The organism is Pectobacterium betavasculorum (assembly GCF_000749845.1).
GTDB classification, from domain to species: Bacteria; Pseudomonadota; Gammaproteobacteria; order Enterobacterales; family Enterobacteriaceae; genus Pectobacterium; species Pectobacterium betavasculorum.
The window spans coordinates 1-23,873 of the sequence record NZ_JQHM01000008.1 but is presented as its reverse complement, the minus strand read 5'-3'; the positions used below and the strand labels follow the sequence as shown (position 1 = coordinate 23,873).

Annotated in this window: 19 protein-coding genes; 9 read left to right on the top strand and 10 right to left on the bottom strand. The window is 51.1% G+C overall.

Translation table 11 applies throughout. The features are described 5' to 3' along the window. Positions 1-10: 10 nt before the first annotated feature. Positions 11-1,402, bottom strand: coding sequence for an outer membrane channel protein TolC (gene tolC, locus KP22_RS15070; RefSeq protein WP_039304121.1), 1,392 nt, complete (start codon positions 1,400-1,402; stop codon positions 11-13). Between the two features lie 336 nt (positions 1,403-1,738). Here tolC and nudF point away from each other — a divergent pair, with 336 nt between their 5' ends. The 5 genes from nudF (at position 1,739) to parE (ending at position 6,496) form a co-directional block, all read left to right on the top strand. Next, positions 1,739-2,371 carry an ADP-ribose diphosphatase gene (nudF, locus tag KP22_RS15065; protein WP_039304122.1) on the top strand — a complete coding sequence of 211 codons (633 nt, stop codon included), beginning with the start codon at positions 1,739-1,741 and terminating at the stop codon, positions 2,369-2,371. A gap of 4 nt (positions 2,372-2,375) precedes the next feature. Next, positions 2,376-2,807 carry a DUF1249 family protein gene (locus KP22_RS15060; RefSeq protein WP_039289649.1) on the top strand — a complete coding sequence of 144 codons (432 nt, stop codon included), beginning with the start codon at positions 2,376-2,378 and terminating at the stop codon, positions 2,805-2,807. 301 nt (positions 2,808-3,108) lie between these two features. Further along, positions 3,109-3,936: a 3',5'-cyclic-AMP phosphodiesterase gene (gene cpdA / locus KP22_RS15055; RefSeq protein ID WP_039325074.1), complete on the top strand. Its 828-nt coding sequence runs from the start codon at positions 3,109-3,111 to the stop codon at positions 3,934-3,936. Continuing rightward, positions 3,936-4,517, top strand: coding sequence for an esterase YqiA (yqiA, locus tag KP22_RS15050; protein ID WP_039304128.1), 582 nt, complete (start codon positions 3,936-3,938; stop codon positions 4,515-4,517). Before cpdA ends, yqiA begins: the two co-directional genes overlap by 1 nt. 83 nt (positions 4,518-4,600) lie before the next feature. Continuing rightward, positions 4,601-6,496 carry a DNA topoisomerase IV subunit B gene (parE, locus tag KP22_RS15045; RefSeq protein ID WP_039304131.1) on the top strand — a complete coding sequence of 632 codons (1,896 nt, stop codon included), beginning with the start codon at positions 4,601-4,603 and terminating at the stop codon, positions 6,494-6,496. 98 nt (positions 6,497-6,594) lie between these two features. On the opposite strand, the gene KP22_RS15040 is transcribed toward parE, so the two are convergent. The 8 genes from KP22_RS15040 to KP22_RS15005 all read right to left on the bottom strand — a co-directional run bounded on the left by KP22_RS15040 (position 6,595) and on the right by KP22_RS15005 (position 16,015). After that, complete coding sequence (locus tag KP22_RS15040; RefSeq protein ID WP_039304134.1) at positions 6,595-7,638, bottom strand: AAA family ATPase; 1,044 nt, start codon at positions 7,636-7,638, stop codon at positions 6,595-6,597. Between the two features lie 216 nt (positions 7,639-7,854). Continuing rightward, positions 7,855-8,715, bottom strand: a complete 861-nt coding sequence (locus tag KP22_RS15035) for a ketose-bisphosphate aldolase (RefSeq protein WP_039304137.1) — start codon at positions 8,713-8,715, stop codon at positions 7,855-7,857. Between the two features lie 89 nt (positions 8,716-8,804). Beyond that, on the bottom strand, positions 8,805-9,656 hold the full coding sequence (locus KP22_RS15030; RefSeq protein WP_039325072.1) for a class II fructose-bisphosphate aldolase: 852 nt from the start codon (positions 9,654-9,656) through the stop codon (positions 8,805-8,807). 11 nt (positions 9,657-9,667) lie between these two features. Continuing rightward, positions 9,668-10,759, bottom strand: a complete 1,092-nt coding sequence (locus tag KP22_RS15025) for a PTS fructose transporter subunit IIC (RefSeq protein ID WP_039304614.1) — start codon at positions 10,757-10,759, stop codon at positions 9,668-9,670. 25 nt (positions 10,760-10,784) lie between these two features. Further along, complete coding sequence (locus tag KP22_RS15020) at positions 10,785-11,099, bottom strand: PTS fructose transporter subunit IIB (protein WP_010297459.1); 315 nt, start codon at positions 11,097-11,099, stop codon at positions 10,785-10,787. Positions 11,100-11,112: 13 nt separating this feature from the next. Next, positions 11,113-11,592: a PTS sugar transporter subunit IIA gene (locus tag KP22_RS15015; protein WP_039304142.1), complete on the bottom strand. Its 480-nt coding sequence runs from the start codon at positions 11,590-11,592 to the stop codon at positions 11,113-11,115. A gap of 48 nt (positions 11,593-11,640) precedes the next feature. Then, entirely contained in the window at positions 11,641-13,191 is a 1,551-nt protein-coding gene (locus KP22_RS15010) for a BglG family transcription antiterminator (RefSeq protein WP_081926254.1), read from the bottom strand. 421 nt (positions 13,192-13,612) lie between these two features. After that, positions 13,613-16,015 (bottom strand): TonB-dependent receptor domain-containing protein, encoded by a 2,403-nt coding sequence (locus KP22_RS15005; RefSeq protein ID WP_039325068.1) that lies wholly within the window; start codon positions 16,013-16,015, stop codon positions 13,613-13,615. Between the two features lie 410 nt (positions 16,016-16,425). Here KP22_RS15005 and parC point away from each other — a divergent pair, with 410 nt between their 5' ends. The 4 genes from parC to KP22_RS14985 all read left to right on the top strand — a co-directional run bounded on the left by parC (position 16,426) and on the right by KP22_RS14985 (position 22,211). Beyond that, positions 16,426-18,696, top strand: a complete 2,271-nt coding sequence (gene parC, locus KP22_RS15000) for a DNA topoisomerase IV subunit A (protein ID WP_039325067.1) — start codon at positions 16,426-16,428, stop codon at positions 18,694-18,696. Positions 18,697-18,845: 149 nt separating this feature from the next. After that, positions 18,846-19,583 carry a 1-acylglycerol-3-phosphate O-acyltransferase gene (locus KP22_RS14995; protein ID WP_039304151.1) on the top strand — a complete coding sequence of 246 codons (738 nt, stop codon included), beginning with the start codon at positions 18,846-18,848 and terminating at the stop codon, positions 19,581-19,583. Between the two features lie 114 nt (positions 19,584-19,697). Beyond that, positions 19,698-21,113, top strand: a complete 1,416-nt coding sequence (ftsP, locus tag KP22_RS14990) for a cell division protein FtsP (RefSeq protein ID WP_039304154.1) — start codon at positions 19,698-19,700, stop codon at positions 21,111-21,113. A gap of 360 nt (positions 21,114-21,473) precedes the next feature. Continuing rightward, positions 21,474-22,211: a GntR family transcriptional regulator gene (locus KP22_RS14985; RefSeq protein WP_039325066.1), complete on the top strand. Its 738-nt coding sequence runs from the start codon at positions 21,474-21,476 to the stop codon at positions 22,209-22,211. A 42-nt stretch (positions 22,212-22,253) separates the two neighbouring features. Here KP22_RS14985 and dkgA read toward each other — a convergent pair whose 3' ends face one another. Then, positions 22,254-23,081, bottom strand: a complete 828-nt coding sequence (gene dkgA / locus KP22_RS14980) for a 2,5-didehydrogluconate reductase DkgA (protein WP_039304159.1) — start codon at positions 23,079-23,081, stop codon at positions 22,254-22,256. Between the last annotated feature and the right edge of the window lie 792 nt (positions 23,082-23,873).

The following is a 23,873-nucleotide window of genomic DNA, read 5'->3' as shown; positions in this document are numbered from 1 at the left end:
CGGCTACAGATTAACGCAGCATTGAGGCGGTCGTTGCCTGCGGAGCGTTATTATCCGTTACGGCCGGCGTCGTTGATACTGGTTGACCTAATGACGCATTCAGTACTTGCAGATCGGCTTCGCTCAACGTGCCCTGCGCGGACTTGATGTTTAACTGATTGATCAGGTAATCATAACGTGCGCTGGAGAGCTGCTGTTTGGCGTTATAAAGCGTGGTGGTCGCGTCCAGTACGTCAACGATGGTGCGCGTTCCTACCTGATAGCCGGCTTCCATGGCATCCAGAGAGCTTTGTGCAGACACTTCAGCCTGTTTGTATGCATTAATGCTGCTGATGGAGGTTGAAATGTTGTTAAACGATGAACGTACCGTCTGGATAACAGAACGGTGTGCGCTTTCCAGCAGTTCACTAGAGCTAACGTAGCTGTGCTGCGCCTGTTTCACCTGAGAATTGGTCGCGCCACCGCTATAAAGCGGCAGAGTGAAGTTAATCCCCACTTGGTGCTGCCCAGCGTCGGTGTCGTTGAAGTTGCCACTATTCGTCCGTGAACCGGAATAGCGGGTATCGCTCACGCCCGTCGATGCCGTGAGATCCAGCGTTGGCATATAGCCTGTTTCGGCGGAACGAATCTGCTCACGTGCTAAATCCTGGCTCAAACGTGCGGATAACAAATTCAGGTTGCGGTTTTCGGCTTCTTTCAGCAGGTTGTTAACGGCTTCAGGTTTCTGGGTAGAGAAACGTTCGATATTCAGGCCGGCCAGTTGCGGGTAGAAATTGCCAGTAATCTGGCGCAGTGATTCGAGCGCATTATCCAACGTGTTACGCGTCAACACTTCATTGGCCAGCACGCTGTCATATTGGGCACGGGCGTTCTGTACGTCGGTAATAGCCACCAGGCCAACGTTGAAACGCTGTGTCGTCTGATCCAACTGGCGATAAATCGCCTGCTTCTGCGCATTGATGTAGGACAGCGAGTCAATAGCGCGCAGCACGTTGAAATAAGCGGTCGCCGTGTTCAGCATCAGATTCTGTTGAGCGGTCTGGTAGGTTACGTCTTCAATACCGGCCTGTTTTTCCTGCAACGTCAGCGCACGCCATTTGGACATGTCGAACAGCGTCTGGGTCAATTGCAGTGAAGCACCCTTGACGTTGCTATTGACGTCTTTGCTGTCACGGTAGCCTTTGTTATAGGTATAGTCAGCGCCTAAACCCAACTGCGGCAGTAAGGGGCTGCGTGATTCGTTGATTTTTTCAAACGCGGCATCGCGGGTTGCCGCAGAACTGCGTAAATCAGGGTTGGTGCTTTTTGCCTGTTGGTAGACCTGTAACAGGTTTTCCGCCTGACTCATGGCACTAAAGCCACCCAGGCTAAGACCAATAAGAAGAGGGAGCAATTTCTTCATTTGCATTCCTTGTTGTGCAGCAATCTCGCGATGGTAGCGCTGTCTGTAGACGAATAATTGTCGATTCTATCAGAATCTGCCAATAGGATAAGGTAGCTGAACGTGCCATCTTTCAGCGGAATATATCCAAATGGTCAGGTAAATTGACCCGTTGGATGATTCAGTGTGACGTTTTGCTATTCAGTAAGGCACCGAAAACTGATGCGACGAGCGGGGATAGCCCTACCTCGCGGACGTCATGCCTAATAAACGTTCAAAAACAATGACGAGTATAATGACAGCGGATTCCGCCATACAATACCGGATTCCATTAATACTTGTTACAGGAGTGCAGCCATGGCGTCTTTCGTATCCGGCCCCGTTACTTTTACCAAAGATGATGTAGAAATTATTGCACGCGAAACGCTGTACGACGGTTTTTTTTCGCTGGAGCGTTACCGTTTCCGTCATCGCCTGTTTAATGGCGGTATGAGCGGTGAAGTCAGTCGTGAGATTTTAGAGCGTGGTCATGCCGCTGTGTTGCTACCTTACGATCCGGTACGTGATGAAGTGGTATTAATAGAACAGATTCGTATCGCTGCCTATGACACCAGCGCGTCTCCCTGGCTGTTTGAGCTGGTGGCTGGCATGATTGAGCCAGGAGAAAGCCACGAAGAGGTGGCGCGGCGTGAAGCAGAAGAAGAAGCTGGATTAAGGGTTGGCCGTTGCCGACCGATAATCAACTACCTTGCCAGCCCCGGTGGCACGAGCGAACGTTTGGCGGTGATGGTGGGTGAAGTGGATACTCGTATGGCAAAAGGAATTCACGGTCTGGCGGAGGAAAATGAAGATATCCGCGTCCATGTGGTGAGCCGCGAGCAGAGCTATCAATGGGTTGAAGCGGGGATTGTTGATAACGCGGCATCTGTCATTGCCTTGCAATGGTTGGCGTTGCACCATGAAGAACTCAAACGCGCGTGGGTGGGTTGAATTGATGAAACGTTATACACCGGATTTCCCTGCCATGATGAGGTTATGTGAAACCAATTTCATGCAATTACGGCGTTTGCTGCCAAAAGTTGATGAGGTCGGTGAAATCGCGGTTTATCACGTCGATAATGCGGTCTACCAGTTGACGATTCTTGAATCTACTCGCTATACCTCATTGGTAGAAATTAAGCAGACGGCACCTGCTGTCAGCTATTGGAGCCTGCCAATGATGAGTGTTAGGTTGTATCATGATGCGTTGGTTGCGGAAGTGTGTGCCAGCCAGCAGATCTTTCGTTTCAAAGCACGTTATGATTATCCTAATAAGAAGTTACATCAACGTGACGAGAAGCATCAAATTAATCAGTTTCTTGCTGATTGGCTAAAATATTGTTTGGCGTATGGTTCGATGTCGATACCGGTTTTTGATACCCAATAGATTTCAACGTGCAGGAAAGTGACCGTTGAGCCATAAGGGAAACCAACGTATACCCTAAATAATTCGAGTTGCAGGATGGCGGCGACACAGTGACAAATTCGTCAAAGGCGAATTTGAGCAGCCAAAGGCTGACCTCTGGTGAGAGACAATATGTCTCTCATTCATCCCTGGGAGCTTACATCAGTAAGTGACTGGGGTGAGCGAGGAAAGCCAACGCACATGCAGCTTGAAGTATGATGGATATATTCTGCAATTTGAAAGATGACGGGTAGAGACAGATTTACGTAACCAAGGACACCATTTGGAAAGCCTGTTAACACTGCCTGTGGCGAGTGGCGCCAGAGTCAGGATTTTACAAATAACAGATACCCATCTTTTTGCGGGCGAGCATGAAACCTTGCTGGGTATCAATACCTATCGTAGCTATCACGCTGTGCTGAATGCCATCAAGGCTCGGCAGGATGTGTTTGATTTGATCGTGGCGACGGGCGATTTGGCGCAGGATCATACGCTGCAAGCCTATCACCATTTCTCACGCGGGATTGCGCAGATCCCTGCACCTTGCGTATGGCTTCCGGGTAACCACGATTTCCAACCCGCGATGGTCGATGCGCTGGCTGACGCCGGTATTGCGCCGTCCAAGCATGTGCTGCTGGGTGACAAGTGGCAAATCATCCTGTTGGACAGTCAGGTATTTGGCGTCCCACACGGCGAGCTGAGCGAATACCAGCTTGAATGGCTGGAGCGCAGTCTGAAAAGTCAGCCCGATCGCTTTACGCTGCTGCTGCTGCATCATCACCCGCATCCTTCCGGCTGTACCTGGCTCGATCAGCACAGTCTGCGTAACGCGCATAATCTCTCTGCGGTACTGGATCGCTATCCACAGGTGAACACCGTGCTGTGTGGGCATATTCATCAGGAGATGGATTTTGACTGGCATGGCCGCCGCCTGCTGGCAACGCCGTCGACCTGCGTGCAGTTCAAACCTCACTGTACTAATTTCACTATTGATAACGTGTCACCGGGATGGCGCTATTTGGACCTGCTACCGGATGGTCGTTTGGAAACTGAGGTCTACCGTCTGTCGGGCAGTGAATTCCTGCCTGACATGGATTCGGACGGTTACTAATGCCAACGCTTCTTTATTTGCACGGTTTCAACAGTACACCTCAGTCGGCGAAAGCGACGGCGCTGAAAACGTGGCTGGCAGAACAGCATCCTGAAATTGACATGGTGATTCCACAGCTTCCGCCTTATCCGGCAGAGGCCGCCGAGATGATGGAATCGTTGATTATTGAACGGGCTGGTCGTCCCGTGGGCATTGTTGGTTCTTCCCTCGGTGGTTATTATGCCACCTGGCTATCTCAGTGTTTTATGCTGCCTGCCGTGGTTGTGAATCCTGCTGTGAAGCCGTTTGAGCTATTGCTGGACCATCTGGGGGAATATCAGAACCCCTACACTGGCGAACAATATGTGCTAGAGTCTCGGCACGTGTACGATCTGAAAGTCATGCAGGTTGACCGACTGGAATCGCCGGATTTGCTCTGGCTGCTGTTGCAGACTGGAGATGAGGTTCTGGACTATCGTCAGGCAGTCGCGTATTACACGGCCTGCCGTCAAACTGTGGAGTCAGGGGGCAATCATGCCTTTGTTGGATTTGAGCACTTTTTCACACCCATTGTGAATTTTCTAGGGCTCGCGACAGACTGAATCGCCACCTATGCATTGAAAAACGAATCGCCGAAGCGGTTCGTTAAACACCATTCACTGAACTCAAAGAATTAACGCAAACTATGGCTCAATCAAGTTATAACGCTGATGCGATTGAAGTACTCAGCGGACTGGAACCGGTGCGCCGTCGTCCGGGAATGTACACCGATACCACGCGCCCTAACCATCTGGGACAAGAGGTCATAGATAACAGCGTTGATGAAGCGCTGGCGGGTCATGCACGCCGTATTGATGTGATTTTGCACGCCGATCAGTCACTTGAAGTGATTGATGATGGCCGTGGGATGCCGGTAGATATTCACCCGGAAGAGGGGGTTCCCGCCGTTGAGCTGATCCTCTGTCGTCTACATGCGGGCGGCAAATTTTCCGGTAAAAACTATCAGTTTTCCGGCGGCTTGCACGGCGTAGGGATTTCCGTAGTGAACGCCCTGTCTACCCGTGTTGAAGTCACCGTCAAGCGTGACGGCCAGGTCTATGACATCGCTTTTGAAAACGGCGATAAAGTGCAGGAACTAACGGTAACAGGCACCTGCGGGCGTCGCAACACCGGTACGCGCGTGCATTTCTGGCCAGATGAGAAGTTCTTCGACAGCGCACGCTTTTCGGTATCTCGTTTGACGCACCTGCTGAAGGCCAAAGCGGTCTTGTGCCCCGGTGTGGAAATCATCTTCAAAGATAAAGTGAATAACACCGAGCAGCGCTGGTGTTATCAGGATGGCCTGAACGACTACCTGTGTGAGGCAATAAATGGCCTGATCACGCTGCCGGAAAAACCGTTTCTGGGCTCGATTACCGGCGATACGGAAGCCGTAGACTGGGCGCTGCTCTGGCTGCCGGAAGGCGGTGAGCTGCTGACGGAAAGCTACGTTAACCTTATTCCCACGCCAATGGGCGGGACGCACGTTAACGGTCTGCGTCAAGGGCTGCTGGATGCGATGCGAGAATTCTGCGAATTCCGCAATATTCTGCCACGCGGCGTGAAGCTGAGCGCAGATGATATCTGGGAACGCTGTGCTTACGTGCTGTCGGTAAAAATGCAAGAACCACAGTTTGCTGGTCAAACGAAAGAGCGTCTGTCTTCTCGTCAATGTGCTGCGTTCGTGTCCGGCGTTGTGAAAGATGCTTTCAGCCTGTGGCTGAACCAGAACGTACAGGCCGCGGAGCAGTTGGCTGAACTGGCCATCTCCAGCGCTCAACGCCGTATGCGTGCCGCCAAAAAAGTGGTGCGTAAAAAGCTGACCAGCGGGCCGGCGTTGCCTGGCAAGCTGGCGGATTGCACCTCGCAGGATCTCAACCGGACGGAACTGTTTCTGGTGGAAGGGGATTCGGCGGGTGGATCGGCTAAACAGGCGCGCGAACGTGAATTCCAGGCGATCATGCCGTTGAAAGGTAAGATCCTGAATACCTGGGAAGTCTCCTCCGATGAAGTTTTGGCTTCGCAGGAAGTGCACGACATTTCGGTGGCGATCGGTATCGATCCCGACAGCACCGATCTTAGCCAACTACGTTACGGCAAGATCTGTATCCTGGCGGATGCGGACTCCGATGGCCTGCACATCGCAACGCTGTTATGTGCGCTGTTTGTTCGTCATTTCCGGGCGCTGGTTCAGGGTGGGCATGTCTATGTCGCGATGCCGCCGTTGTACCGCATCGATCTGGGCAAAGAGGTTTACTACGCGCTGGACGAAGAGGAAAAAGCGGGCGTGTTGGAACAGCTTAAGCGTAAGAGAGGCAAGCCAAACGTACAGCGCTTTAAAGGTCTGGGCGAAATGAACCCGCTACAACTGCGCGAAACGACGTTGGATCCAAATACTCGTCGTCTGGTGCAGTTGACCATCAACGAAGAAGATATGGATCAGACAATGGCGATGATGGATATGCTGCTGGCGAAGAAACGCTCGGAAGACCGTCGCAACTGGCTGCAAGAGAAAGGCGATAAGGCAGAGATCGAAGTATAACGTCAGGTTGTGTTTATCTGATAAAAGCGGCCACGAGGTTATCTTCGTGGCCGTTTTTTTACTGTCTTGTGACGAACAATATCACGCGGCGTTCATCCCTACGCCTGTGCAGTGTGGCGATAGCGTGCGCTGGTTTTAACCCCCCATAGACCAGAGAACAGGCTGACGATGGCACCAATTAACAGCGCAAAGAAGGACCACAGCGCGGCTTTCGCACCTGCGGCGGCGGCTTCTGCGGCTTGTTCACGTGCTTTTTGTTTCAGCGCCTCATACTGCTGTTTTGCCTGCTCAATGCTGGCTTCGACATCCTGCAAACGGGTATTCACTAACTCAGCGGTTTTGTTTTTCGCGGCAATCAGATTATCGACGGTTTTATTCACTTCGTCCTGTGACAGGCTGGTGTTATCCGCTAGCGTTTTGGTCAGGCTGTCACGATCGACATCCTGAGTTAATGCTTCGCCACGTTTTTTGAGTTTAGCCAGAAGCTCCTGAATCACTTTTTCACTGTCTTCGCCGTTTACCGCGATGGCTTTAACCGCTGTGCTAATGTCTTTTTTCGCGGCCTCCAACTGTTGTTTCATATAGTCTGGATGGAGGGAATCGATATCACTTTTACGCAGTGCATCGGCGACGTCCTGAGTGATTTCTTCCGGCTGTAATGAAGAATCCAGTTCGATGTTACCAAATGCCTGAGAACCGAGATTCGCCAGCCCTTGAAGGCCTCCCCCCACCACCGAGCCTGCACCGGACAGCGCGTTGCCTGTCGCAGAAGCGACAGAGCCTAGCGCACTACCCGTTGCTTTCAGTGTACCGCCAATCAACATTCCACCCAGAACGGCGGCAACGAGCAGCGTTGTTGCCCACACCAAAAAACCGTGAATAACGCCATCAATCGCGGCCAGTCTCCCCGCAATAAATCCGCCCACAGCCAAACTGATGATGATGGATAAAGACGACCACACCAGAACGGTAGTGCCAACGCCGCTGGCCGGTTCATCCGATAATGGATCGACAATGGCGAGGCCAAGACTTGTGCCTAATGTGGAAAGCAGTAGAGAAACGGCTAACACGGTGACAACACCAGCGATGATACTGCCCCATGAAATTTTCTTTGACTTATACAGTTCAGCTGTCGCGTTCATAGTACATCCCCTTTTTTTGTCTACTATTTCATGTCGTTGATAACTGACACAGGAAACTTTTAAATTAGAAAAATTAAAGTATAGACGGGGTTAAAAAAGAAGGGAGGCTTGATTTACAGACTGGGTTAATAAAATTAATTAGCACTATTAATATGTTGTTTTGATATTAAAGCGTCAGGCAGGTTTCGGGAACATACCAACCTGACGCATTAGATATCAATATAAAGCCGCTTTTCCAGTTGAGCCGAAGAGCGCCATTTTATAGCGAATCACCTCTTTCGCCGCGTTGATGGGTTCCGGGTAGATGGCATTAGGGTCCCACCAGGTTTCACGGCTGAGGATTTCCCGCGCTTTCTGGAAATAGGCGAATTTCATGTCGCTGGAGATATTGATTTTGCCCACGCCAAGCGTCACCGCTTCGGCAATTTCGGCGTCCGGGTTTGCTGAACCTCCATGCAGGACGAGCGGGATAGAAACCCGCTGCGAGATATCCCGCAGGATATGCATTTGCAGCTCTGGCTTCAGGTCTTTGGGGTAGATGCCGTGTGCGGTGCCGATAGCGACGGCTAATGTATCAACGCCCGTCCGGTTGACGAAATCTTCCGCCTGCTCGGGGTCGGTATAGATCACTTTGCTGACGCCGCCTTCTATCGTGGTGCCGGTATCGCCAATCGTGCCTAATTCCCCCTCGACGGAAACACCAACGGCATGCGCCAGTTTCACCACTTCGGTGGTGAGTGCGACGTTCTCCTCGTAAGGCAGGAGCGAGCCGTCGATCATCACGGAGGTGAATCCGCACTGAATGGCGCGCAAAACGTGTGCGATCGATGCACCATGATCGAGATGGATGACAAACGGCACCGGGCTGCGCAGCGTTCTTTCTCGCACATAAGCGAAGAACTCATCGGTAACGAATTCCAATTCGCTCGGGTGGATAGAGATGATGGCGGGGGTATTCGTTGCTTCGGCTTCTTCTACCACGGCGCGGATAAAGCAGCTGTCGGCCACGTTAAAGGCGCCGATAGCGAAGCGGTGTTCACGCGTGGGCTTAAGCATATCGGTCATTGAAATCAACATATTATTTCTCTCCTGTGTCGGATAAAGGGCAAAGCGTTCCTGTACCAGTGGATAACCACTGATGGCGAAAGTCGGTAAAGCGCGAACGGTCAGGCTTTGTTAGTTGAACCAGACCAACTGAGATAATCGGCGACCACATCGCGGCAGGCGGTTTCCATCCTCGCCAGCAGGTCGGATAGCTCCATTGTTGGGTGTTGATGCAGCGACTGCTGTAACGCCGTTTTTCCTGCCTCAAAAACGGCCGCACCGACGTTGATTTTGGCGACGCCGTGACGGCTGACGCGACGAATGTCGTCGGCTTTGGTGCCGCTACCGCCGTGTAGCGCCAGTGGCACCGTGGATTCCCGGTGCAGGGCTTCAAGTCGCTCAAAATCAATCTGTGGCGTCACTCCAGCAGGATAAATACCGTGGGCGGTGCCGACCGATACGGCAAGCAGGTCGATACCGGTTTGGTGGATAAAGGGAGTGACATCTTCCACCTGCGTCATTTTCACCGTGGCATCCTCAAGGTCGTAGACGGGAGCATCGGCGATGTGCCCAAGCTCGCCTTCCACACAGACGCCAGCGGTTGTGGCGATGGCAACTACCTGCTGTGTACGCTGGATGTTTTCCGCGAGCGGATGACTGGAGGCATCGATCATCAGTCCGGTAAACCCCGCACGGAACGCCTGTCCGATCAGGTTGAATGCCGTGCCGTGATCCAGGCTGAGCGCCACAGGGACGGTTGCCCGTTCGGCCAGCGCCTTGACCAGCGGCACCGCGAGATGCGGCGGAAAGTGTACGCTGTGTCCTTGATAAACATTCAGGATCAGCGGCGCACGCTGTTGCTCGGCGGCGGCAATGGCCGCACGAGCGGTCTCCAGGTTGAAACAGTTGATGGCGAGCACGGCATACTGCCGTTGATACGCGTCATCAATGAGGGCTTTCATTGCGGCATACATGGCGGCTCCTGTTATTCGAGAGTGAATTTAATGTCTTCGTCACGCACGCTGCTGTCGTCAACGTCGTCGAACTCTTCATCTGCCTGCGTCACGCGTTTCTTAATCAGCGACAGCATCACGCCGCAGATTACGGTGCCGATACCGAGCGCCAGACAGAACATCAGCGGCTTGGTAAACAGCGGGACTACAAACATGCCGCCGTGCGGCACGGGCGCCTCCACACCCCAGACCATGATCAGTCCGCCCGCAATGGCGGAGGCAACGACGCAACTGGCAACGACCCTAAACAAATCGCGTGCGGCAATCGGGATGACCCCCTCCGTAATCATGCAGATCCCCATCGGGAAGGCGGCTTTCAGCGCCTCTTTTTCTGCGCGGGTGTATTTGTAGCGGGTCAACAGGAAGGACAGTGTGATGCCGAAGGGCGGGATCATTGAGCCGACAAATTTGACGGCTTCCGGCCCGTAGATGCCATCGACCAACATGCCGTCTGCGAAGAGCGACATCGTTTTGTTTACCGGTCCGCCGAAATCGAAGGTGGCCATTGCCCCCAAAATCGCACCCATCAGGAATTTCGATCCGCCCTGCATGGATTCCAGCAGGTGAATCAGCGATTTTTGCAGCCAGATGATGGGTTGACCGATAAACGTCATCATCAGTAATCCCGCGATAATGGTGCTGAGCAGCGGCAGGATCATGACGGGCATCAGCCCCTGCATCGACGTGGGGAGTTTGATGTAGCGGCGCAGCAGCAACACGGTGTAGCCAACTAAAAATCCGCCGAGAATACCGCCGATAAACCCGGTTTGAATCTGGCCGCAGATAAAGCCCACAATCAGGCCGGGTGCGAAGCCGGGGCGGTCGGCAATCGAGTAAGCGATCGCGGCGCTGATCAGCGGCACTATCAGTCCCATTCCCCAGCCGCCGATCTGATTGAGCATCCATGCGATGCTGCCGGTTTGTTTACCCACATCCGGTCCGCCGATAACCTGACCGAGTGCAATGCAGATCCCGGCGGCAACAATCAGCGGGATCATCCAGGAAATACCGGTAAGCAGATGCCGTTTTATTTCCTGTCCAATGGTTATTTTTCTGGTGTTCATCATGATTACCCCGAAATGGATATATTCAGGCACCCGCTAAAGAGCTAGCGACTTTTTCCAGAAACTTGATTGGAGATTTAATAACGACCTCCGTTTTTACCCGAACGATAGGTTTACCTTTAAATCGTTCTTCTCCTGTTATTTTGATATCGATAGCTAGAATAACGACATCGGCTGCGGCTATCTCATCGGGTGTTAATTCATTCTCGGTGCCAATCGTGCCTTGGGTTTCCACTTTGATCGCGTAATTTAACGCGTTGGCACCTTTAATCAGTTTCTCGCGGGCGATATAGGTATGCGCGATACCTGCCGTGCAGGCGGCAACACAAACAATATTCATTTTGAGCCTCGTCTTATGTCGGAGTGACAGGCGCTGTTTCTGCATACTGACTAAACAGCTGAATAATTTTATGGGGATCGGATTCGTCTAACAGTTGAGTAATCACCTCATCATCGGCCAGTGCACTGGCAACCTGAGACAGCAGGCGAATGTGTGTCGTGTTCTGATCTTCCAGACGCACGGCAAAGAGAATAATGCAGCGAACCTGGCTGCCGTCGAGCGTTTCCCAGGGAATATCCTGACGGGTTCGGCCAATCGCGAGCGTGGTTTGTTTTACGGCGGATGATTTCCCGTGGGGGATCGCAATATGGTTTTCAAAACCGGTGGAACCTTCGGCTTCGCGTAACCAGACATCGTGAATAAAATCCTGTTTATTGGTAATAGCACCATCGGCATATAACAGATCGGTTAATTCATTAATGACTTCATCTTTATTGGTCGCGGACATGTCTAACTTCACGCGGTTGGCATTCAGTATTTTATTGATATCCATTTATCACACCTCATCTATAAATTTAAAAAATTAACGTTCGGCCAATAATCAGTGAGGAACGGCCTGATGCAGTTGATTCGCGATAACTTTTTCGGTAACACGTTTAATGTCATCGTCATTAAAAAAGGCGGATACATAAACTACTGGAATCAGTTTCTCTTCCAGGTGAATCGTAGAAATAATTAGCTCAATATCTTCCTGCTGACAGAATATCTGCATATTACTAGCCGAAATAACGCCAACAATAACCCAGTCAGGAAACGCGCGCAGAATTCGGTTTTTTAGCAGATGCGATGTTCCTACACCGCTGGAGCACACCACCAAAATTCGTTTGTGAGCAATTTGACGTTCCAGCGCGGCTTGAAAATGAATGGTCAGATAGCCGACTTCATCCTCAGCGACCGGTTTTAATTGGAACCGCAGACAGACTTCATTCATGGCTTGCTGAGTCATCTCATAAATATCGATAAACTCGCTTTTGATATCGTCTAATAATGGATTGCGAATATGTATTTGATATTTTAATCGGTTAAGCAATGGCTTGATATGAATAAGCAATCCTTCATGTAATAACTTATCCGTACGCAAGTCGATATTGATTAAATCAGAAAATACCTGCGTTAATGCACGTGTAATTCTGCGTGACTCACCATTAGAGAATTGATAGTGGAGTAACTGATTATCCGCACGCTCTTCCATCACAATGCCTGAAGAAATAATATATTGGTAAATAAACCAGACTTCATCAGAAGGTAGCGTACTCTCGACGCATTGCTCTATTTGGGTCACCATATTTTTAGCGATGGAGAATATGCGATTATCAACCTGCTGATGAACAGAGTCTTCCGCGATGATGAGCGCTTTTCCCTGCGCAATGCGGTGCATCATAATTAAGGTATGGGTGAAAATATTAATGTAATAAGGCTCGCCTAGCGGATAAGAAAGCGCTTTCTCCATGTCCTGTAACAGCGCTTCGACGAAGGAAACGTCTTTTTCACCGAAATAGTTAATCAGCGCCCTATAGCTGCCGGGGTCGAGGCGGGAGTGGCTAAGCGAACCGGGTTCTTTATGATGCATAACGTCATTAATCAGTGACGCCATCGCCTGACGCACCTGATTTTCACTGCCTTCAATGTGCGTGCCGCTCTGGCTGCGCACCAGTGATAATCCCAGTGGATGTAGCCAGCTTTCGATGATTTTCAGATCGTTAACGATAGAGGCACTGCTGATAAAGTAGCGTTCTGACAGTTTGCTGATGGAGGTTTCGTGAGGCGTATCGCTTAATAGCTGCGAGGCGATTTTGACGCGGCGAGCATTGTTGATCAGCGCATCGGTCTCCCCATCATCCACAACAAGCTGCTGTTCCAGCAACGTGAGGTGTCGGTCGTCATCCGTTGTTAACATAATTCCCGCACCGACCTTTTTGTCTGGATAAATATTCCAGACAGAAAGGAAGGCTTCAACAAATTGCATATCACGATAGACGGTTTTTTCCGACACATCCAGGTAATGTGCAATATCTTTAACTGTTACATATCCCTGGTGTTGTAACAGATATTTCAATAAACGGTTCTGGCGAGAGGTGAGTGGCTGCATCATATTACCCTCTGTGATTCGTTAGATTTTCTGATGCTTATCGGATTGATGATTTTTTCTAAATGATTTCCTGTTTTATTTTCACTTTCATTTTATTTGAATAGGGTGCTGTAATGATTAATCTAGTCGTGATAGTCGATAGGGACAATACTAAATGCTGTCCGCTGAATAGGACAAAAATAAAACAGGGTGTTGAGTGAATATTAATTGGGATCGCGATCACGCTATTATGGGTAATAATTGTGATCTCATCTGCATATTAATTGTTTCGTTAAACGATGCAGTAAAAATAAGAATGTGAGCAAGTTAGGGCAGGGGGAAATAAAAAGGCAAGAAAGCCGTACTGCGCGTTCTTGCCTGATGACGGAGGCGATGTCTGAACTGAGCATCGCCTCACTTTCAGTGAGCCAATGTGTTATGCCGATTAGAAATCGATATTCACGCCGAGCTGGAAGGAACGGCCGGGAGCAGTAGACAGGGCGCGATCGTATTGTCCCTGTCGGTCATTGGTTTCAATCTGACGGCTGCTCAGGTAGTCCCAATATTTACGGTCAGTCAGGTTATACACGCCACCGCTGATTTTCACGTCCTTGGTGACGCGATAGTAGGCGGTCAGGTCCACCATGCCATAACCGGGAATCCGCATATATTCGGCAGTCGAGCCGGCAATCGCAGTGCCAGCATTGGTGTAGTTTTGACGATTCGTATCCTGCGCCTGTTTCCCTTTCTGGAAGGTCGACGTCAGCGCGGCACCGTAGCGCTGCGAAGGATCGTCATAGGCGATGCCAACAATCGCTTTCATTGGTGCAACGCTGTCGAGATCGACATAGCGGTCGCCAAGGTAGCGGGATTGCGATTGGCCTTTGGTGTAACCAAACGCTAGCGTGGTGCTCAGGCCATCAACCGCTGGGAACCAGGTGCCTAGCTGTATTTTACTGCTGACTTCACCGCCGTAGATGTAGGCTTTATCACGGTTTTCCGCCTGATATATCGTACTGATATTGCTTGGAACATTGGTAAATCTGTCTGGGTTTGCGCTACGACGGTAGCGGGTATTGGCGATAAAATTCTTATACGTGTTGTAGAACAGCGCCGTCCGGAATGTGATCCCCTCCGTTGCTTCTCCTTTTAATCCCCATTCTACGTTGTTGCTGGTTTCCGTTTTGAGGTCGCTATTGCCGATAAAAGCATACTGGAACGGCCCGGCATAGTTGGCGTCAAGGTTGGTGCTGCCATAAAGTTGGCTGGCATCGGGGAACTGTGCGCCGCGACGGTACTGCAAATAGGTGGTTAGCGTGGGGGTGATGTCGTAGAGGAAGCTCAGTGAAGGCAGGATTTGCGTATCGCTGTTGGTTTTACCGTACAGTCTGTTGACATCTGATCCACTGATGACGCTGCCATCACCGCTCAGGCGAGCCACGTTGGTCGCTTTGGTACGTTGATGAACGGCACGTACGGCAGGGATGACCGAGAAAGCATGCCCGGCCAGATCCCAGGAGACAGTATCCTGCACGAAGCCGCCGACGGTGTAGCTGTCACTATCGGCTTCTGGCTGCATGATGTTATTCGCACCCGTTTGATTCGGTGATTGCCTGAACGGACGCTCGGTTTTGGTTTGGCTGGCATTGAGGCCCCAGCTAAATTCGTGACGATCCCAGCTTTTCACCAGATGGGTATCGAAGCCGTACGTTTTTACATTGTAATCAGAATAGACGCGGTGGCTATCGGCTGCTGCCGTTCCTGTTGTTGCAGGCAACCAGGTGTTGTCGTGAGACTCACTGTTTTGGAAGTAAATGCGGCTGTCGATCATATCGACTAAGGTATTGTTGATTGGTGTCCAGCGATCTTTCAGGCTGGCGCTCCAGCGGCGAGTCTCGCTGCTTTGTTGTGCGGTGCCATAAATCGTATTATTGCCGCTCGGCAAGTTACCCCAGTAATCGTAGTGGGTATGGTTGGTTTTATGATAATAATCCAGCGTACCGGTGAGCTGATGTTCATCATTTGGCTGCCAGATAGCCGATGCCAGAATGGCGTTAGAGTGCCAGTTTGCAGGGTAAGCAGCGATCTCGTCGCTGTTATTACGTGTTTGCTGGCCGTCGCGGCGGCTGAGCACGACAATGCCGCGCAGTTCGGCATCCCCGCCTGCGGCGGTAATGCCGTTATGCCAACCATGGTTGGCAGAGTCGAAATCACTCTGGAAGCCGACATATTCCTGCTTATTCGCGTTTAAATAGTCGTCTGCTGATTTGGGACGGAATGAGACGCTCCCACCTAATGCATTAATCGTATTTTCCGCCGAGGTCACGCCAGATTCTATATTGACCCGTCCATAGAGATAAGGGTCGACATAGTCGCGCCCCATGCCAAACGTATTAAATCCAGCCCTGCTGGCATAACTGCGCCCCGTTGCATTGGGCAACGCGATGCCATCGGTATCAATGGCGACGCGGTTGCTTTCTATCCCGCGAATGTTGTAGCCCGTGTAGCCGCCACGATCAAAGCCACTTTTTCCCGTATTGCTACCGCCGCTGGAGCCTGTAGCGCTGATTAACGGCTGGTAACGCATGATAGTGCCAAAGTCATTACCACCAGACTTCTGCATATCATTGGCTGTGATTGAAACGGACGAACCCGCTTTTTTCTCAATCTCAGGCGCGTGCACGGTCATGACGTCACCCGTCGGTTCCGTTTTCGCTGCCGGATTGTCTTGATTCTTCACGTTGAGTGCGTTGTTGCCTGTGGTGCTATCCGCTGCCATGCTGTTTAGCGCGACACCAGTCAAGATGCCGGTGAGAAGAATTTTATTTAAATTCTTGTTAATTAACATAATGATACTCTGCTATAAGGTTGTTCTGACCAGCGGCGTGAGGAAACATGGCGTGCTGGTAACTAACGTCTGCAAGGGAAATGCAAAACGGCGAATAACATTAATTATCATGTGGTAATGATAATTATTATCAATATGTTAATCATTATCGTTTGAAGCGGCAATGATGATGAATAATTCTTAATGAAACGGTATGTTTGCTATCAAAGTCTAAAGCAGACTGCGTTTGCGCTTTAACCGATGAAACGCTGCTTGAATGGCAAGATATTCTAAATCGCCTAAAGGCGTCGCGACGTTGTTCCCTGTGACATCACCTCATCAGATAAGGTACTATTCCCGCCAAACATACCGCCGCTATGGCGTGTCGGAAAGCGTAACAATCGCGCCGCGATGTGAGGAAAGTGAGATAAATGAGTGAGATGACTCATGACGGCGCAGAAAGCCTTGCGCTGCGCACGTTTACCGAAAATGCATACCTGAATTATTCCATGTACGTCATCATGGACAGGGCATTGCCGTTCATTGGCGATGGCCTGAAACCTGTGCAGCGTCGCATTGTGTATGCGATGTCCGAGCTGGGACTGAATGCCAGCGCCAAATTTAAAAAATCCGCCCGTACCGTGGGTGACGTATTGGGTAAATACCATCCGCACGGTGACAGCGCCTGCTATGAAGCGATGGTGTTGATGGCGCAGCCGTTCTCTTACCGCTACCCGCTGGTGGATGGTCAGGGGAACTGGGGGGCACCGGACGACCCGAAATCGTTCGCCGCCATGCGTTATACCGAATCGCGGTTGTCCAAATACGCGGAAGTGCTGCTCTCAGAGTTAGGGCAGGGCACGGTCGATTACACCCCGAATTTTGACGGCACGATGCAAGAGCCGAAGATGCTGCCCGCGCGTCTGCCGAATATTCTGTTGAACGGCACCACCGGGATCGCCGTCGGGATGGCAACGGATATTCCACCGCATAACGTGCGTGAAGTCGCTGCTGCCGCCGTCATGCTGCTGGAAAACCCGAAAGCCTCGCTGGAAGATTTGCTCCAACATGTGCAGGGGCCGGATTTTCCTACGGAAGCTGAAATCATCACGCCGCGTGATGAAGTGCGCAAACTTTACCAGAACGGTCGTGGTTCGGTGCGGATGCGCGCGGTCTGGAAGAAAGAAGACGGCGATGTCGTGATTACCGCGCTACCGCATCAGGTTTCTGGTGCCAAAGTGCTGGAACAGATTGCCAGCCAGATGCGTGCGAAGAAGCTGCCGATGGTGGAAGACCTGCGTGATGAATCCGATCACGAGAATCCAACCCGCCTGGTGCTGGTGCCGCGCTCAAACCGTATCGATATGGATCAGGTGATGAATCATCTGTTCGCGACTACCGATCTGGAAAAGAGCTATCGCGTTAACATGAACATGATCGGTCTGGATGGTCGCCCCAGCGTGAAAGGGCTGGTCGAAATCCTGAGCGAGTGGCTGGTATTCCGTCGCGACACCGTGTGCCGCCGGCTAAACTACCGTCTGGAAAAAGTGCTCAAGCGCCTGCATATCCTTGAAGGCTTGCTGATTGCGTTCCTGAATATTGACGAGGTGATTCATATCATCCGTACGGAAGATGAGCCGAAGCCCGTTTTGATGCGCCAGTTCAGCCTGAGTGAAACACAGGCTGAAGCGATTCTGGAGCTGAAATTACGGCACTTGGCCAAGCTGGAAGAGATGAAAATCCGCGGCGAGCAGGACGATCTGGCCAAAGAGCGCGATCAACTGCAAGCGCTGTTGGCGTCAGAGCGTAAGCTTAGCAATCTGATTAAGAAAGAAATTCAGGCGGATGCGCAAGCCTATGGTGACGATCGTCGTTCGCCGCTACATGAACGTGGCGAAGCGAAAGCGATGAGTGAACACGACTTTGTACCGTCTGAACCGGTGACTATCGTGCTATCGGAAATGGGCTGGGTACGTAGCGCGAAAGGGCATGACATCGATCCTGCCGGACTAAGCTATAAAGCGGGCGATAGCTTCCGCGCCGCTGCTAAAGGCAAGAGCAATCAGCCCGTGGTGTTTATTGACTCCACGGGTCGTAGCTATGCGCTGGATCCGATCAGCCTGCCTTCTGCGCGTGGTCAAGGTGAGCCACTGACGGGCAAACTCACACCGCCGCCGGGTGCGACGATTGAACAGGTGCTGATGGCCGCAGACGATCAGCCGTTGCTGATGGCATCGGATGCGGGTTATGGCTTCGTCTGTACCTTCAACGATCTGGTGGCGCGTAACCGCGCAGGTAAAGCGATTATTACGCTGCCGGATAACGCGAAGGCGCTGGCACCGATCGAGATCAAGGGCGAGGATAACCTGCTGATGGCGATCACCGCCGCGGGCAGAATGCTGCTGTTCCCTGTCTCCGATCTGCCTCAACTGTCGAAAGGCAAGGGCAACAAGATTGTGTCCATCTCCTCGGCTGATTTTGCGGAAGGTAAAGACCGTCTGACCTGGCTGTATCTGCTGCCACCACAGGCTTCCGTCACGCTGTACTTCGGCAAGCGTAAGCTGGTGCTGCGTCCGAACGAGCTTCAGAAGTATCAAGGGGAGCGCGGACGGAAAGGCACATTGCTGCGTGGGCTACAGCGCATCGACCGAATTGAGGTGGATGCACCACAGCAGATTAGCACCGGCAGCAGCGAAGAATAATTCCTCCATATTGTCATGTGCATGTTGAGAAAGGCGGTGTTTACCGCCTTTCTTTGATTTCCGGTTGCCATCTTGCAGCAAATTGAATCACCGTGTGTTTTAGCGCGAAATCGCTATACTAGCGGCGGCTGTCGGCTAATGAGGTTGCTATGTTATCCATTTTGCGTTTTTTTGTTGTCGTTATTTTTTCGATTTTGATCTGTATTTTTGGCTTGTTTTACTGCCTGTTCAGCCCTCGAAATCCCCGCCACGTAGCGACTTTTGGCCATCTTTTTGGTCGCTTGTCCGTGGTGTTTGGCCTGAAAGTAGAAATGCGGATACCGGAAGAAGCGGCGCATTACGGCAACTGCATCTATATCGCCAATCATCAGAATAACTACGATATGGTCACGGTATCCAGCGCGGTTCAGCCCCGTACTGTTACCGTGGGTAAGAAAAGCCTGCTGTGGATTCCGTTCTTTGGGCCACTCTACTGGCTGACGGGCAATCTGCTGATTGATCGCGAAAACCGAGCCAAAGCGCATGGCACCATCGCTCAGGTGGTAAAGCATATTAAAGAGCGCAATACGTCTATCTGGATGTTCCCAGAAGGTACACGTAGCCGTGGACGTGGCCTGCTGCCATTTAAAACCGGCGCTTTTCATGCCGCGATTAGCGCAGACGTGCCGATTGTGCCGATTTGTGTTTCTACTACCAGCAATAAGGTGAAATTGAATCGCTGGAATAACGGCCTGGTGATCGTCGAAATGTTGCCACCCATTGATACCCGTGCGTATACCAAAGAGCAGGTTCGCGAACTGGCTACGCATTGCCATGATGTGATGGCCGCCAAGATTGCGGAGTTGGATGCGGAAGTCGCGGCACGCGAAGCGACGGGCAAAAAATAAGTTTACCCATCGGTTATTGGATTATTTCTTCCGATTATTTATTTCGAATACATAGTCGAAATAAATAATCGGAAGTTAAACTTTGCTTACGGTTAATGAATTCACGGAGTCATTATGTCACTCAGCCGACGTCAGTTTATTCAGGCATCGGGTCTTGCGTTATGTGCAGGTATGACGCCACTGGCTGCGAAGGCCAGTGGGAGTCCCGACGCATTGCCGATACCGCCATTACTGGAATCGCGCCGAGGCCAGCCTCTTTTTCTGACCATGCAACGTGCCCATTGGGCGTTTTCCAGTGACCGTAAAACATCCATTTGGGGAATCAATGGCCGTTATTTAGGGCCGACGGTTCGGGTATATGACGGCGATGACGTTAAGCTAATTTACAGCAATCGCCTGAACGAGCCTGTTGCGATGACAATTGGCGGATTGCAGGTGCCAGGGCCGCTGATGGGGGGTGCTGCTCGTATTATTTCTCCAGGCGGTGATTGGTCACCCGTGTTGCCGATTCGTCAGCCGTCGGCGACCTGCTGGTATCATGCGAATACGCCTAACCGCATGGCACCTCATATTTACAACGGGTTGGCTGGGCTATGGCTGGTGGAAGACAGCATCAGTAAATCCCTACCGCTTCCCAATCACTACGGTGTTGATGATTTCCCATTGATTATTCAGGATAAAAGACTGGATAACTTTGGTGTGCCTCTCTATAACCCGCCTTCTAGCGGTGGATTCGTGGGGGACTCTCTGCTAGTTAACGGCGTCCAAAGCCCCTTTGTTGAGGTTTCCCGTGGCTGGGTTCGACTGAGATTGCTGAATGCATCTAACTCTCGTCGTTACCTCATGCGATTAAGCGATGGTCGAGCGATGCACGTGATCGCCAGCGATCAAGGGCTGCTACCTGCACCGATGGCCGTGAGCCAGCTTTCTCTCGCGCCCGGTGAACGACGTGAAATTCTGATCGACATGTCGCAAGGCGAAGAAGTCACGCTGGCGGCCGGTGAGTCTGCCGGGATTATGGATCGCCTACGTGGGCTGTTTGAGCCTTCCAGCATACTGATTTCTACCCAAATACTGACGCTTAAGCCGACGGGGTTGTTGCCATTGGTAACGGACAACCTTCCGATGCGTTTGCTGGCGGATAACATTATTGAAGGCAGCATCAGCCGCACGCGAGAATTCCGTCTGGGCGATAGCTTACCCGGCATCAATGGCGCGATGTGGGACACGACACGTGCCGATGTGCAGACCCAGCTTGGCCGCTGTGAACGCTGGATTATTCACGCCGACACGCCGCAGGCTTTCCACATTCAGGGCGTAAAATTCCTGGTGCGCAGCGCGAATGGTCGTCCACCGGCAGTGGAAGACAGCGGCTGGAAAGATACAGTCTGGGTGGATAATGATGTCGAGCTGCTGGTTTATTTCATGCAACCTTCCTCAATGGTATTCCCCTTCCTGTATTACAGCCAGACGCTGGAACTGGCCGATCGCGGCTCGACAGGGCAGCTCATCGTACAGTCAGCGATGTAAATCTATAGCCCGTCAGTCATCTTCTGCCGTTATCCCTCAGCCGTGACCAATGTTACGGCAACCTCGTTGACCGAGATGTTTCCGATGCCCAGTTGTTTTTTAGTGTGATCCACCTCTATTCAGGCAAACCAAAATTAAAGATGCTGAGCCGTGCGGACGATACCTTATATATTGATGTTGCTCTGAATTAAGGTAAGTTGCCATTCGGGCGTGTGCTATTCCGTGTCTGATGAGTGCTAAAAAACATTTCTTATTACAACAATTTCAGAGTCAGAACGTTTCGTTTCGCCATGAAATCAGGTTCACTTCTGTTTTAACCTGTACGTAGCCAGACGCTGCGTCACTAAAAAAGGCTGCACTATGCGGGAATTACTGCTTTGGGTCAGGGAGCAGCTGGCTGGAGCGCCGTCGGCGCCTCGCTACATGCAGCTCGCGTCGTTGCTTGAATCAGAAATCGGTCGTCGTAAGGTGTTGTCAGGCCAGTTTTTACCTGCTGAACGATTGATTGCGCAACAACTGGGGTTATCGCGCGTGACGGTTTCCCGCTCCCTGTCGCTGTTGGAAGAAAAAGGGCTGGTTGTTCGCCAGCAGGGAGTGGGAACCCGCGTTACCCAGCGGCTTAACTATGCCTTGAGTGCTGAGGATGAAGGGTTCACCGCGCTTGTGCTGAAACAAGGCGGTATCGCTGGCAGCCTCTGGTTAGAGAGAGCAATACAGATTCCGCCTGCTAGCATCTCGGAAAAAATGTCTCTGCCAGAAGGCGAAGCTGTTACCTATCTGCGGCGTGTCCGGCTTAGTAATGACGAACCGGTTTCGCTGGAAACAACCTGGATTCCGCAACAATTCTTACCCGACCCAGAAGCTCTCGAACAGTCGCTCTATCAATACTGGATGACGCATGGGATTACACCGGACAAAAAACGCTATCGTTTCAAAGCAATTGCCTGCTCAGCAGAAATCGCGGCGCTTCTTGGTATCGCGGCGGAGACTCCTGTGCTGTATTGCCAACTGCATGTTTATAACGAACAGGGCGAACTATTGGAGTACAGCGAAGCGCACTGCCGTAGCGATGTGTATGAAATTCAATTTGCCGATTAGAGGAAAAATGCCAGCATTATGAATGCTGGCATCAACGGTGGATCAGTCGTTTCTTGGTTCGTCAGGATCCGATCCCAGGCGTTTTCCGCTGTCCAGCTTGGCAATTTCACCCAGCTCGTCTTTATCCAGACGGAAATCAAACACCTCGAAGTTTTCCTTGATACGTGTAGGCGTCACCGATTTAGGTATCACCACGAGTCCACTGTCCAGATGCCAGCGGATGACAATCTGTGCCGGTGTTTTCCCGTATTTCATCGCCAGTTTACGGATAATGGGATGATCAAAGACCCCTTCGCCACCTTGCGCCAGCGGGCTCCAGGATTCAGTCTGGATATGGTGTGTAGCATTCCAGGCATGAAGCTGTTTTTGCTGGAGAAGCGGGTGCAGTTCAACCTGATCGATGACCGGCAATACGCCCGTTTCTTCTTTTAGCCGCTGTAAGTGGTGAATATGGAAGTTACTGACGCCGATACTTTTAGCCAGACCTTGCTCCTGAAGTTTGATGAGTCCACGCCAGGCATCTACGAAGGTATTCTGCTGTGGGAGCGGCCAATGAATCAGGTAGAGATCGATATAATCTAACCGCAGTTTTCGCAGGCTCTCTTCCAGTGCCTTTTGCGGATCGGTGTGATCGCCATTCCAGAGCTTGGTGGTGATGAATACTTCTTCACGCGGTAGATTTGCGGAACTTAGCGCCTGACCGACCGCTTCTTCATTCTTATAAATCGCGGCGGTATCGATCGCCCGATAACCGATGGACAATGCTTCAGTTACGGCGATCGCCGTGTCTTCACTGCTTGCCCGCCAGACCCCAAGGCCTAGCTGGGGCATGATATTACCGTCCGCCAGCTTCACTTTCGGTTGCGTCATCTCATTCTCCTTCTATATCCGTTAACCCATAAACGTATTATAGGCTTAACTGGATGGGCGACCTGTTCATATCATGGACAGAGAGGAACGCGATCCCTCTCAGGAACAGGCATATGATTTCAGTCTAGTAGAAAAATTCGTCGGCTATATGTTGTCTGATGAAATCAAGCTAATGCATTATGCATAATGCATGTAAGTGATTGCTCACTTACGCCTGTCGCAAAGATGAGTAAATTATCGCCTTATTTAATATATAACTATCAAAACAACACTTCTAAATCGGTCATTCCTTTGGTCAATTCATCAATAACTCAAATTTTCAGAATAAGTGCGCATTCTGCGCAATTTATTGCTCACTTTTTGGTGAAAATCACTTTTTGCGCAATGGATGCCGTTTTTTCGCGAGGTCTGCGCAACTTCTTGCTCAAATTTTACTTAATGAAAATTTGAGTTAAGTTATTTTTCATTTAAAACAATGAAATAAATTTTGGCGTGAGTATTGCTATACAGAACAGGACGTTCACACACTTATTCAACAACGTTGTGGTGTGAGCAGACTCAGATTACAACGCAGGTTTTCATTTTCATCAGGGTAGCGACGTGCCGCTTCGGGGGAATCCGAGGTGTGCGGTAGCTATGGCAACGGCCAGTAAGGAGAGGGCAGGTGGCAAACAGTACAGGATTACAGTTCACCGTAAAGGTTGGCGCGCTGGAGGCAGGCACCTTTGCGGTGGTGGATTTCAGGCTGGATGAGGGGTTGAACCGGCCTTTCAGCCTGTCACTGAGTCTGGC

Excerpts from the sequence above, each read along its gene's own strand:
- tolC (WP_039304121.1), bottom strand. The coding sequence starts at position 1,402 with ATGAAGAAATTGCTCCCTCTTCTTATTGGTCTTAGCCTGGGTGGCTTT.
- nudF (WP_039304122.1), top strand. The coding sequence starts at position 1,739 with ATGGCGTCTTTCGTATCCGGCCCCGTTACTTTTACCAAAGATGATGTA.
- KP22_RS15060 (WP_039289649.1), top strand. The coding sequence starts at position 2,376 with ATGAAACGTTATACACCGGATTTCCCTGCCATGATGAGGTTATGTGAA.
- yqiA (WP_039304128.1), top strand. The coding sequence starts at position 3,936 with ATGCCAACGCTTCTTTATTTGCACGGTTTCAACAGTACACCTCAGTCG.
- parE (WP_039304131.1), top strand. The coding sequence starts at position 4,601 with ATGGCTCAATCAAGTTATAACGCTGATGCGATTGAAGTACTCAGCGGA.
- KP22_RS15040 (WP_039304134.1), bottom strand. The coding sequence starts at position 7,638 with ATGAACGCGACAGCTGAACTGTATAAGTCAAAGAAAATTTCATGGGGC.
- KP22_RS15035 (WP_039304137.1), bottom strand. The coding sequence starts at position 8,715 with ATGTTGATTTCAATGACCGATATGCTTAAGCCCACGCGTGAACACCGC.
- KP22_RS15030 (WP_039325072.1), bottom strand. The coding sequence starts at position 9,656 with ATGTATGCCGCAATGAAAGCCCTCATTGATGACGCGTATCAACGGCAG.
- KP22_RS15025 (WP_039304614.1), bottom strand. The coding sequence starts at position 10,759 with ATGAACACCAGAAAAATAACCATTGGACAGGAAATAAAACGGCATCTG.
- KP22_RS15020 (WP_010297459.1), bottom strand. The coding sequence starts at position 11,099 with ATGAATATTGTTTGTGTTGCCGCCTGCACGGCAGGTATCGCGCATACC.
- KP22_RS15015 (WP_039304142.1), bottom strand. The coding sequence starts at position 11,592 with ATGGATATCAATAAAATACTGAATGCCAACCGCGTGAAGTTAGACATG.
- KP22_RS15010 (WP_081926254.1), bottom strand. The coding sequence starts at position 13,191 with ATGATGCAGCCACTCACCTCTCGCCAGAACCGTTTATTGAAATATCTG.
- KP22_RS15005 (WP_039325068.1), bottom strand. The coding sequence starts at position 16,015 with ATGTTAATTAACAAGAATTTAAATAAAATTCTTCTCACCGGCATCTTG.
- parC (WP_039325067.1), top strand. The coding sequence starts at position 16,426 with ATGAGTGAGATGACTCATGACGGCGCAGAAAGCCTTGCGCTGCGCACG.
- KP22_RS14995 (WP_039304151.1), top strand. The coding sequence starts at position 18,846 with ATGTTATCCATTTTGCGTTTTTTTGTTGTCGTTATTTTTTCGATTTTG.
- ftsP (WP_039304154.1), top strand. The coding sequence starts at position 19,698 with ATGTCACTCAGCCGACGTCAGTTTATTCAGGCATCGGGTCTTGCGTTA.
- KP22_RS14985 (WP_039325066.1), top strand. The coding sequence starts at position 21,474 with ATGCGGGAATTACTGCTTTGGGTCAGGGAGCAGCTGGCTGGAGCGCCG.
- dkgA (WP_039304159.1), bottom strand. The coding sequence starts at position 23,081 with ATGACGCAACCGAAAGTGAAGCTGGCGGACGGTAATATCATGCCCCAG.